Below are 12413 nucleotides of genomic sequence, written 5' to 3' on the forward strand. Positions count from 1 at the left end.
TTCCCTCTCAAGAAATCAGTTTTTCCAGATCATCGAGGGATAGACGTTTGAGGGCCTCCAGTGATTTAGCCAATTCATCCTGAACGGGCGACATTTCGACGCGCAGCGCTTCGATCCGCGCGCAGAAATCCTTGAGCGTGTCGGTTTCGAACAGCGCCTTGAGCGGCACCTTGTCGCCCAGACGTTCCTGCACCCGGGTCACCACCAGCGTCGCCAGTAACGAATGGCCGCCGAGCTGGAAGAAGTTGTCCGCCAGCCCTACCCGCTCGACTTCCAGCACTTGCTGCCAGATCGTCGCGACCTCCCACTGCAAGTCGCTTTGCGGTGCCTGGTATTGCTCCTGCGTCGGGCTCTCGCCCAACGCCATCAGCGCCTTGCGATCGAGCTTGCCGTTGGGCGTCAGCGGGATCGCGTCGATCAGGTGCAGATGCCCCGGCACCATGTGCGCCGGCAAGCGACTGGCCAAGGCATTGCGTACCCGCTCGGTCAGCGTCGACCGCTCGCTGTCCGGCGCGGCGACGAGGTAGGCATGCAGGTGTTTGCCAGCGGCGCCGTCCTGCGCCAGTACCACCGCTTCGCCGATATCGTCGAGTTCCAGCAGACGCGCTTCGATCTCGCTGAGTTCGATGCGGAAACCGCGAATCTTCACCTGATGGTCGGCGCGACCGATGTACTCGATGTTGCCCTCGTCGCCCTGGCGCACCAGATCGCCGGTGCGGTACAGGCGCTCGCCGTTGCTCGCGTAAGGATTCGGCACAAAGCGTTCGGCGGTCAGCGCGGCGCGGCGCAGATAGCCGCGCGTCACCCCGGCACCCGCCAGATACAGCTCGGCCGCCACGCCCTCGGGCAGCGCCTGCAACTGACTGTCGAGCAGGTAGGCCACGGTGTCGTCCAGTGGCCGGCCAATGTTCGCCCGGCCCTGCGGCGTGCGCAGGGTGAAGGTTGAATAAGTGGTGTCCTCCGACGGCCCGTAGAGGTCGTAGACCTGCTGCACCTGAGTGCTGGCGTAGAGGCTGTCGACCAGACTCTGCTTGAGCGGCTCGCCGGCCAGATTGATGGTGCCGACCGAAGTCGGGATCTGCCCGGCCCGTTGCAACGCGGCAATCGCCGACGGCACAGTGTTGATCAGGGTGACCTGCTCGCGCGCCGGCAAATCCGCCAGCGCCAGAGCGTTGTCGGCCAATACCAGACAGCCTCCGCAGGCCAGCGTGACGAAGATTTCCCACACCGACAGATCGAAGCAGATCGAGGTCGAGGCCAGCACACCGCGCAATTGTTCTTCGCGATAGACACCCGCTGACCACTGAATCAGCGCCGACAGATTGCCGTGGCTGATCGCTACGCCTTTCGGCTTGCCGGTGGAACCGGAGGTGTAGATCACGTACGCCAGATTTTCAGCCGCGAGGTTAACCAGCGGCGCAGTCGCCGGGTATTCGCTGGCGACGTTCTCGTCCACCAACAGCACCTGCGCACTCAACGACTCGGGCAGCATCGCCAACGCCGCCGGCTCAGTGAGCAAAACAGCGGCGCGGCTGTCGTCGAGCATGTGCAGCAAGCGTTCCTGCGGGTAATCCGGGTCCAGCGGCACGTAGGCGCCACCGGCCTTGAGGATCGCCAGCAAGCCGACCAGCATGTCCGGCGTGCGGCGCATGCACACGCCGACGCGCACTTCCGGCCCGACGCCCATGCCTTGCAGCTTGTGCGCCAGACGATTGGCTCGGGCATCGAGGTTTTGGTAAGCGATGGATTGCTCAGCGAACAGCACCGCGTTCGCCTGCGGTTGACGTTGCACTTGCGCGGCAATGTACGCCAGCACCGTGCGTTGATCCGGCGCGGTCGCGGGTGCCTTGCCCCACTCGATCGCTTGTTGCCGTTGTGGCTCGGCGAGCAGTTGCAGCGCCCCCAGCGGCTGCGTGGCGTCGGCGAGGAACTGCTCGAGCAGGCCTTGCAACTGCGCACTCAACGCATTGATCGCTTGAGCGTCGAAACTGGCCTGATCGTAACTCACGCCCAGACTCAGCTCGCGGCCGGTGACCGCCACCAGCGTCAGCGGATAGTTGGTCTGTTCCTGCCGGCGGATTGCCGAGAATTTCAGGCCGGTCTGCGGACCCTGAGCCAAGGCCTCGGCCATCGGGTAGTTTTCGAACACCAGAATGCTGTCGAACAACGCGCCGGCACCCGCCCCGGCCCAGCGCTGAATGTCATACAGCGGCGTGTGTTCGTGCTCGCGCAAGGCCAGGTTGAGGTCTTGCACCTGTTGCAGCCATTGGCTGACGCCGATCTCCGGCGATGGCGCCGCCACCACCGGCAAGGTGTTGATGAACAGACCGATCTGCTGCTCGACACCCGGCAAATCCGTCGGCCGTCCGGCGACCGTCGCGCCGAACGCCACGTGATCCTGGCCGGTGTAGCGCTGCAACAGCAACAGCCACGCCGCTTGCACCAGCGTATTAAGGGTGACTTTCTGCTCGCGGGCGAAGCGGTTCAGTTCTGCGGTCAGCGGTTCGCTGAACACATGCTCGTGATCGGCATAGCCGCTAGCCGCGTGCCTGACCGGCATGGCACTGGCCAGTCGCGTCGGCTCTTCGAGATCCGCCAGCGCCGTGCTCCAGAACTGCCGACTGGCTTGCGGATCGCGCTGGCCGAGCCATTCGATGTAATCGCGATAACGCCCCTGCCCTGTGCTCGGCACGATGCCGGCGTAACGTTGCAGCACTTCGCCGAACAACTGCGAAGTGCTCCAGCCGTCCATGAGGATGTGATGGCAGGTGTAGATCAGGTGATGAGTGTGCTCATCGATGCGCACCAACGTCACGCGCAACAGCGGTGCGTCGAGCAGATCGAAACCGTTGTGCAGATCTTCAGCGGCGAGATGATCAAGCGCGGCATCCAGGCCAGCGCGACCGCGCCAGTCCTGCACCTGCCACGGCATCTGCACACGGCTGCGGACCACCTGCACCGGCGCGGCGGCATCCTGCGGCCAGACGAACGCCGTACGCAGAATATCGTGGGCTTCGAGGGTCTGCTGCCAGGCCTGGCGGAAGCGCTCGGCGTCGAGCTGCTCGACATCGACGCGCAGCTGATTGGTGTAGGCCGGGCTGTCCGGCTCGTTACGGCTGTGGAACAGAATGCCTTGCTGCATCGGCGACAGCGGGTACAGATCGACGATGTCACGCGGCGCAATCGGCAATGCCGACAGCTGCGCCTGGGTCAGGTTGGCGAGGTTGAAATCCGAAGGAGTCACGCCACCTGCGCCGCTCGCGCAGCAATGTTCGATCAGGCGTTGCAGTTCGCGGCGATAGGCCTCGGCCAGCGCCTCGATGGTCTCGGCGCGGTACATGCCGGTGCCGAAGGTCCAGGTCAGTTCCAGCTCACCACCGAGGACCTGACCGTCAACACTCAGCCAATTGCCCAGCGGCGCTTGCCCATCCTGATTGGCGCCAGTGCCGTCGCTGCTTGGTAAGAACAACGCGCCCTGCTCAGCGCTGAACGCGCCGTCGAACTGACCGAGGTAATTGAAGGTCACCCGTGGTTGCGCCAGCGTCTGCAACTCGGCAGCACGCGTGAGGTAACGCAGCACGCCATAACCGATGCCTTTGCCCGGCACGGCGCGCAGTTGCTCCTTGATCGCACACAGCGATGCAGCGGGATTGGCCTGCGGGGTCAGGCGCACCGGGAACAGGCTGCTGAACCAGCCGACCGTGCGGCTCAGGTCGATGTCGTCGAACAGGTCTTCACGACCATGGCCTTCGAGCTGGATCAACACCGAAGGCTGCTCGCTCCAGTCACACAACACCCGCGCCAATGCGGTCAGTAACAGGTCGTTGATTTGCGTGCGGTAGGCCGCCGGGGCGACTTTCAGCAGTTTGTCGGTCAATGTCTGGCTCAGGCGCGTACTGGCGCGGGCAGCCTGGGCGCGGGTCTGGCTGTCCTCGGCGAAATCCCGTGGCAGTGCCGCGTCAGCCGCCGCCAGGGTCTGGCGCCAATAAGCGCTTTCGGCCGCCAACGTTTCGCTCTGTGCATAACGATGCAACTGCTCGGCCCAGTTGTGCAGCGAACTGTTCTGGCCCGGCAACACCGGCGCCGTCCCCGCCGCCAATGCCTGGTAAGCCTGCTGCAAGTCCTCAAGCAGAATGCGCCACGACACGCCGTCGACCACCAGATGATGGATCACCAGCAACAAGCGCTGCTCGGCGTTCGGCAGGTTGACCAGCACCGCGCGCAGCAAGTGCCCGCGTTGCAAATCCAGGCTGCGCTGCGCCGCGTCGGCCACGGCCGGCAAGGCATCGAGGCTGTCCAGCTCGCGTACCCAGAGCAATTCGGCATCACCCTGCGGCTGCGGCAGTGCCTGCCAGTGATCGCCCGACTGCACAAAGCTCAAGGCCAGCGCTTCGTGCTGTTCGACCAACGTCGCCAGCGCCTTGCGCAAATGCACGGCGTCCAGCGCCAGGGTCGGTTGCAGCATTACCGACTGGTTCCAATGCTGGCGCTGGGCAATCGGCGTCTCGAAGAAACGCACCTGAATCGGTAGCAACGGCAACGGCCCGCGAGCCACTGGTGCGGCGACGGCAGCCGGTTTGGCTTCGATCAGTCTGGCCACGGCAGCCAGTTGGCCGATGGTCTGTTTTTCGAACAACTGCTTGGGGCTGAGCTTGATGCCCTGGCGCTTGGCCCGGGCGATGATCTGCAAGCTGAGGATCGAGTCGCCGCCCAGTTCAAAGAAGTTATCGCTGCTGCCGACCCGCTCAAGCTTGAGCACCTCAGCCCAGATCGCGGCCAGTTTCTCTTCGATCTCACCGACCGGCGCGACGAACTGCTGGCTGACCACGCCGGGCACTGGCAAGGCACGCTTGTCGAGTTTGCCGTTGGCGGTCAGCGGCAGCTTTTCCAGCAACACTAACTGCGCCGGCACCAGGTAATCCGGCAGCCGCGCCTGCAATTGCTCGCGCAGATCCTGCGCCTGCACCTTCGCGCCCGCTGCCGGCACGCACCATGCCAGCAGTTGCAGGCGCGCCGGATCGTCATCCAGTGGCAGCGCGAGCACGGCGGCTTCGCTGACACCGTCGAGGCTGAGCAACACCCGCGCGACTTCCGCAGGCTCAACACGGTAGCCGCGCACTTTGACCTGATCGTCGGCACGACCGATGAATTCCAGCGCCTGCTCGCGATTGCGCCGGACCCGGTCGCCGCTGCGGTAGACCCGCGCGCCCGCTGCGCCGAACGGGTCGGGCAGGAAGCGTTCTGCGGTCAGCGCTGGCTGATTCAGGTAACCAAGGGCAACGCTGTCGCCGCCGATGTACAGCTCACCGGCGACCTGATCGGCTACCGGGTTGAGCACATCGTCGAGCACATAGACATGGGCACCGGCCAACGCCGTGCCGACCGGAACACTGCGTGCTTGCGCGGCAAGCACTTCGACCTCATGGGTCAGCACGCCCACGGTGGTTTCGCTCGGCCCGTAGTGGTTGATCAGGCGGCAGCCCGGCTTAAGTTGCTGAACGCGCTCGACCAGCGCCGGCGAACAGGCTTCGCCGCCGACGATCAGCGCGTGTTCCGGCAACGCATCGGCAGGCTTGGCCGCCTGCAACAGCGCGGCGAGATGTCCGGGGACGATTTTCAACACGCCAACGCGATGGCGGGCCATGTATTCGGCAAAGCGATCCGGATCGAAGCCGAGTTCTTCCGGCAGCACATGCAGCAATCGGCCCGAGCACAACGCGCCGAACAGCACCGTGAAGCCAAGGTCGGCGGCGATGGTCGAGACCAGCGCCATGCTCGCCTCCGGCGCCGGCGCCAGACGCTCGAGTACACCGCGCACATAACTGCCCAGCGCGCCGTGGCTGACCAGCACGCCCTTGGGTTGCCCGGTGGAACCGGAGGTGTGAATCACGTAGGCCGGCGACTGCGCATACAGCGTCAGCTCAGGCGCGGATGCCGGCAGTGACTGCCATTGCCCCGGCGCAAACTCCAGACCCTGACAGCCCTCAGCCGCCAGTTCGCTGAGCCGTGCGTCGCCTTCAGCACCGATCAGCGCCCGCGCCTGGGCAGCGCCGAGCATCTGTTGCAGGCGCGCGCTTGGCGCCTTGACGTCGAGCGGCATGTACACCGCGCCAGCCTTGAAAATCGCCAGCAGACAAGTCAGCCAGTCCAGCGAACGCTCCAGCAGCACCGCCACCGGTTCGCCGACACTGACGCCCTGCGCACGCAAATAATGGGCGAGACGGTTGGCTTGTTCATCCAGCGCCTGGAAAGTCACCGTTTGCTTGAGATCCCGAGCGGCCAGCGCCAGCGGCTGCCGGGCCACTTCACGCGCCCAGTGTTGCAACACCGTCAACGCCGGTTCGCGGTGAATGGCAAGCACAGCAGGCCGCCGCGTGGCCACGGTGTGCAATGGCGCCTGCGGCGAGTTGAGCAACTGTGTAAACAGGTCCAGCAACATCGGCACAAAACCGGCGACCGTTTCAGCCCGGTAGAGATCGCTGGCGTAGGTCATCTGACCGTGGATCAGTGCGCCGTCGTCGGTGATGTCCAGGGCCAGATCGAAATGCGTGCCGTCCTTGGCCAGCGGGTATTCGCTGACGGTCAGGCCGGGCAAGGCCATCGAGCGTTGTTTCTGCATGCCGACGTTCTGGTTGAACTTGGCCTGGAACAGCGGGTTGTGGCCCAGGGTGCGTTCGGCGACCAATTCGTCGACGAGTTGCTCGAACGGCAACTCCTGATGTGCCTGTGCGCCGAATGCCGCTTCACGCACATGCGCCAGCAAATCGGCGAAACTGCCGCGCTCATCGACCTGGCAACGCAGCACCTGGGTGTTGACGAAGAAACCGATCAGTCCCTGGACTTCGGCGCGGCCACGGTTGGCATTCGGCACGCCGACACGAATGTCGCGCTCGCCGGCCAGACGCGAAAGGAACAGCGAGAACCCGGCCAGCACCAGCATGAACAGGCTGATGCCCTGGCTGCGGGCGAAGACGTTGAGCTGTTGCGACAGGTCGGTGCCGAAATCAAAGCTCAGGGTCTGTCCTGCAAAGCTTTGCGTCAGCGGTCGGGCAAAGTCCGGCGCCACTTCCAGCAGCGGATGTTCGTCGCCCAATTGCTGACGCCAGTAGTCGAGCTGGCGTTCACCCTCGCCGGCCTCCAGCCAGCGCCGCTGCCAGATCGCATAGTCGGCGTATTGCAACGGCAGCGCCGGCAATTGCGGCTCGCGCTGCAGGCTGAACGCCTGATAGCACTGCACGAATTCCTTGACCATGACGTCCATCGACCAGCCATCGGAGACGATGTGATGCATGCTCACCACCAGCACGAACTCATCGTCGGCCAAAGCAAACAGGCTGGCGCGCAACAGCGGGCCGTGGCGCAGATCGAACGGTTGCGCGGTGACGTCTTGCACGTGTTGCGCGAGCAGTTCTTCGCGCTCTTGCGCGGCGGTGCCGGTCAGATCGAAGCGTTGCAGCGCAATACTTTGCTGCTCGAGGATCAGCTGATGCGCTTGATCGCCGTCGGTGTGAAACACCGTGCGCAACACTTCATGGCGCGCCAGCAGATGATCGAACGAGCGGCTCAGGGCTGACTCATTCAGCGAACCTTTGAGACGCAAGCCAGCGGCCATGTTGTACGCGGCGCTGTGCGGTTCCAGTTGCCACAGGAACAGCAGGCGTTGCTGGGCGAACGACAGGGGAATCTGCCCGCAGTCGTGGCGGCTGACCGGCAACGGCAACAGGCTGAAGTCCTTGCCCTCCTCGCGCAGTTTGGCGAGAAAGAGCCGACGCTGTTCCAGCGGCAAGCCGACGAACCTTTTTGCAATACGTTCCGCCATCGTGCCGCTCATACTTCTTCTCCTTGCAAAGCATTCATGAACTGATCCATGTCGGACCAGTCGTCGTCGCCGCTCACCTCGGCCAGTTGCCCGAGCACCTCGGCGAGATCCGCCAGCAGCGGGTTTTCGAACAGGCTGCGCAGTGGCAGCACCACGCCCATCTGCTCCTTGACCCGGGCAATCACCTGCGCGGCCAGCAACGAATGGCCGCCCAGCTCAAAGAAGTGATCGTCCAGGCCCACACGCGGCACGTGCAGCACCTCGGCCCAGACCTGCGCCAGACACTGCTCGGCCGGCAATTGCGGGGCGCGGTAATCGCCCTGCAACTGCGCAGGATCCGGCGTCGGCAAGGCCTTGCGGTCGAGCTTGCCGCTCGGTGTCAGCGGCAGGTTCGCCAGCAACAGCAGATGCCCCGGCACCATGTAATCCGGCAGGCTGGCTTGCAGCGCGGCGCGGGTCTGCTGACGGAATGCCGCTTGCGTCGCCGCGCTGGCGAGCACCGCAGGTTCTGTCACAACGTAGGCGACCAGTTGCGCACCGCCCGCGAACGGCACCGCCAGCACCACTGCTTCGCGAACGCCCGGACATTGCTGCAGGCGCGATTCGATCTCGCCCAGTTCGATGCGGAAGCCGCGAATCTTCACCTGATGATCGACCCGGCCGACGTACTCCAGCGCGCCATCGCCGCGCAGCCGCGCACGATCGCCGGTGCGGTACAGGCGCTGACCGTCGGCGAAAGGGTCGACAATGAACCGCTCAGCGCTGAGGCTCGGCTGACGGTGATAACCGCGCGCCAGCCCCGGCCCACCGATGTACAACTCGCCCACCGCGCCTTGCGGCAGCAGGTTCAGATCATCGTCGAGCACGTACAGACGCCGCGCCGCCAGGCGCTTGCCGATCGGCATGCCGCGCCACGACACGTCCTGCGCGGTCAGCGCGGTGCAGTCATGAATCGTCGAGACCACCGTGGCCTCGGTCGGGCCGTAGGTATTGAGCAGGCGCACATGGCCGAGCCCGGCCTGTTGCCACAAGCGCAAACCGTCCACCGCCATGGCTTCACCGCCGACGTGAATCTGCCGCAGCGCGCCGAAACTTGCCGGCGGTTTCGCCGCATATTCCTGCACCAGCCAATACCAGTAGGCCGCTGGCAGATCAGCCAGGGTAATGCCCTGATCGATGATCACCTGATGCAGCGTCGCGCTGTCCCACAGCGGTGCATCGCGCATGACCACGCTGGCGCCATGGCACAGCGGCGGGAAAAACTGCTCGACGAAACCGTCGAAACTGCTGGTGGCGAATTGCAGAACCCGGTCGCCTTCGCGCAGATCGCTGTAATCGATGGCGCGGGCAATGAACTCGCTCAGCGCGCCATGACTGACCGCCACGCCTTTCGGCCGTCCGGTGGAGCCAGAGGTGTAGATCACGTAAGCGAGGTTGTCGGCTTCGACCGTGACCGGCAGGTTGTCGCTCTGCTCGCTGGCGGGCAACTGCTCCAGACACAGGCATTCGATGCCGTCGAGCGGCGGCAGGCTGGCGAGGCTTTGCTGGTCGCCGAGCAACAGTTGCAAACCACTGTCAGCGAGCACATGGCGCAAGCGTTCGGCCGGGGTCTGCGGATCCAGCGGCACGTAGGCGCCGCCGGCCTTGAGCACGGCCAACAGCGCCATCGCCAGTTCCAGCGAACGCCCCAGCGCAACACCGACCAGCACGTCCGGGCCGACACCCTGTGCGCGCAAATGGTGGGCCAGACGATTGCTGCGAGTGTTGAGTTCGTCGTAGCTGAATGCCGGCGCAGACGCTGTGGCCAACCGCACCGCCGGCGCTTGCGCAGTCCGTGCGACTTGCGCTTCGAACAGGCTTTGCACGCTAGTGAAACGAGGCGCTGGCGCGGTGGCCTGGATCAACCCGTGGCGTTCGCTGTCGGCGAGCATCGCCACTTCGCCGATCAACTGCTGCGGATCGCGGCACACCGACTGGAGAATGTTGCGCCAATGCCCGGCCAGCGCGGCGATGGTTGAAGCATCAAAAATATCCGTGGCGTAAGTGAAGGCAGCAAACAATTGCTCGCCCTCCTCGCGAGTGTCGAGCATCAGGTCACTGGTGGCCGCATGTTGCCGGCCGCTGCCGGCCAGTTGCTCCTCGCTCAAATAGCCCACGCGCAAACCCGAGGCCAGTTGCGCCTGGTGCAGATCGGTGACCAGCGGCTGGTGGTTGAACATCACTTGGAACAGCGGATTGTGGCTCTGGCTGCGCGCCGGTTGCAGGGCTTCGATCAGGGCGTCGAACGGCAGATCCTGATGGGCCTGGGCGCCGAGGGCGGCCTGGCGCAGGTTCTGCAGCAACTCGGTGAAGGGCGTTTGTGCGGTGACCACGCTGCGCAGAATCTGCGTGTTGACGAAGAAGCCGATCAACCCTTCGGTTTCACTGCGGGTGCGGTTGGCGATCAGCCCGCCGACACGAATATCGGTCTGGCCGCTGTAGCGATGCAACAGGGTCTTGAACGCTGCCAGCAACACCACGAACAAGGTTACGCCCTGACGCTGGGCAAGGTTTTTCAGCTCTTCGCGCAGGGGTGCGTCGATCACCGTTTCCAGGCGTGCGCCCTGATGACTGGACTGCGCCGGATAGGCGCGATCGGTGGGCAATTCCAGCACTGGATGTTCGTCGCCCAGTTGCGTGCGCCAGTAGTCCAATTGCCGCTCGCGCTCACCGGCCTCCAGCCAGCTGCGCTGCCACAGTGCGTAGTCGCGGTAATGCACGCTCAACGGCGCCAGCGTCGGATCACGCCCGGCGACCAACGCGTCGTAAGTGCGCATGAATTCGTCGATCAGAATGTTCATCGACCAGCCGTCGGCGATGATGTGATGCAGGGTCAGCAGCAGCACATGTTCCTGCTCGGCCAGGCGTAACAGACGCAGACTCAGCAGCGGGCCGTTCTGCAGGTCGAAGGCCTGGGTCGCCTCGGCCATCATGTGCTGCTGCGCCAGCGGCCAGCGCTGCGCTTCGGGCACCGTGCTCAGGTCAGTGACGGGCAGTTTTAGTGGCTTTGGTTCGGCCACACGCTGGAAGGCCCGCTCGCCGTCCTGGCCGAAGGTGGTGCGCAAACATTCGTGGCGCGCCGCCAGACGGCTGAAGGCCTGCTCCAGTGCCTCGACTTGCAACTCACCATCCAGACGCACCGCCATCGGCAGGTTGTAGGCGGCGCTGGTCGGCTCCAGCTGCCAGAGAAACCACATGCGCTGCTGCGCGTAAGACAGGCCGTCACGCTCGGCGATGCCGTCGCAGGCGGTCATGGGCAGCTGCGCAAAATCGATGCCTTCGCGGGCCATGCCGGCTAGGAACAGACGGCGTTTGTCCTGGGGCAATTCGATAAAGCGGCGGGCTAGTTTCTGTGCGTCTGCGGCATTCATGCGTGGAGTCCTTGCTGATCGGCGGCGTGACCTGGAGACCCGGTCGTATCAACAAGAACGAATGGCCGGCGCGATGATTTAGCGCGCCAGCGGCAATCACGGCCCGACGGTTCAAAGGCCAGACAGACAAATGCCGAAGCCGGTACAGGCCCGGATTCGGCATTTGAGTTGAAGGGTTGCGAACAGGTCAGCGCACGTCCTGCGAATGCCCCTCGGCCATGGCCACGATGACTTTGCGCGGCCCTTCGAACGGTGAGCGCGCGTGAGCCGAGAGCATGTTGTCGAGCATCAGCACATCGCCCTCCTGCCAGGGGAAACTGATCGCACAGTCGTCGAGCACCGCGCGAATCTGCGCCAGCACATCGTCTTCGATCGGCGAGCCGTCGCCGTAGTAGACGTTACGTGGCAGGTCTTCTTCGTCGACGATGTCGAGCAAGCTTTCGCGCACATCCGCTGGCAGGTTGGAGATGTGAAACAGGTGCGCCTGATTGAACCAGACGTGGTCGCCGGTCACCGGATGCACCGCCACCGCCTGACAGGTCTGCCGCGTGCGCAGCTCACCGTCGTCCTTCCACTCGCAGACAATGCCGTGGGCCTTGCAGTAGGCCTCGACGACTTCTCGGTCTTCGGTGTTGAACACGTCTTCCCAGGCCACATCGAGGCCATTGCCGAAGTTGCGCACGTACATCAGGCCTTTGCTGACGAACCGCTCGCGGATCGCCACGGGGATGCGCCGGTAGACTTCGCGGCTGTCGGCAATCGGCGTCTCACCGCCGGACCTGGCGGCGATCATGCTGTAGAACCAGATCTTCATCGGCCAGTCGCGGGAATAGGCCTGCTCGTTGTGCAGCGGAATGCTTTGGTGCGCCGGGTATTCGGTGGAGGTGTACACGCCTTGGGTGACGTTGGTACGCGGCGTCGAGCCGAACTCGTAGTTGAGCAATGGATGGCCGAAACTCGCGGCAAACTGGCGAAACTGCTCGGCGCCGTCGAGGCGGAAGCCGCGAAACAGCACGCCACCGTCGCGCAGCAGATGCTCGTCGACCAAGGCCTTCAATTCATCGAATACCGCCAACAGATCGGTGTCGGCATCGCTTGCTTCGACCAACAGCGGCAAACGTCCGCGCTGCGGCAGCAGTGGCCGCACGGAAAATCCCAGAGCAACAGCCATGACTGGCCTCCTG

General features: G+C 64.3%; 3 protein-coding genes. All 3 read right to left on the reverse strand.

Annotation, left to right across the window (positions count from 1 at the left end):
* Positions 1-7 precede the first annotated feature (7 nt).
* The 3 genes from ACV8MC_RS23985 to ACV8MC_RS23995 all read right to left on the reverse strand — a co-directional run bounded on the left by ACV8MC_RS23985 (position 8) and on the right by ACV8MC_RS23995 (position 12400).
* Positions 8-7831, reverse strand: coding sequence for an amino acid adenylation domain-containing protein (locus ACV8MC_RS23985; RefSeq protein ID WP_457263779.1), 7824 nt, complete (start codon positions 7829-7831; stop codon positions 8-10).
* Positions 7828-11229: an amino acid adenylation domain-containing protein gene (locus tag ACV8MC_RS23990; RefSeq protein ID WP_457263781.1), complete on the reverse strand. Its 3402-nt coding sequence runs from the start codon at positions 11227-11229 to the stop codon at positions 7828-7830. Before ACV8MC_RS23990 ends, ACV8MC_RS23985 begins: the two co-directional genes overlap by 4 nt.
* A gap of 187 nt (positions 11230-11416) precedes the next feature.
* The gene (locus tag ACV8MC_RS23995; protein ID WP_457263782.1) at positions 11417-12400 is read right to left on the reverse strand and encodes a TauD/TfdA family dioxygenase; all 984 of its coding nucleotides are present in this window, start codon (positions 12398-12400) and stop codon (positions 11417-11419) included.
* Positions 12401-12413: the final 13 nt, after the last annotated feature.

The organism is Pseudomonas sp. PK-RTE-24, from assembly GCF_054052265.1.